The sequence below is a fragment of the Porphyromonas levii genome (assembly GCF_018206105.1).
Taxonomy (GTDB): Bacteria; Bacteroidota; Bacteroidia; order Bacteroidales; family Porphyromonadaceae; genus Porphyromonas_A; species Porphyromonas_A levii.
In genome coordinates, this window is record NZ_JADRGN010000106.1 from 1 (window position 1) to 299 (window position 299).

The following is a 299-nucleotide window of genomic DNA, read 5'->3' on the forward strand; positions in this document are numbered from 1 at the left end:
AAATCGAAATGTAGTACACAGCGGTGGATTTTTTTATCCTTACCTTTGTGGCACTATGCATTTTATTTCGCAGACAAGATATAATCCGGATTCTGGGAGGGACGAAAAGTACTACCGTATCAAAGAGTCTTTTCGGGATAAGTTGGGGAGAGTGCGTTCGCGTATTCTGCTCAACGTCGGATTTTGGTCTGGTCTGACGCCAGAAGAAGTTCGTGACGTTGGGAGAGGGCTTACTTTCCTTCAGGAGCATAGGGATGAGGTGGCTTTGTTTGATGATCTATTTAATGAGTATAGTGAAC

General features: G+C 43.8%; 1 pseudogene. It reads left to right on the forward strand.

From position 1 onward, the window contains the following. Window positions 1–55: 55 nt before the first annotated feature. Window positions 56–299 (forward strand): annotated as a pseudogene (locus IX315_RS09680) (IS1634 family transposase); the annotation flags it as partial.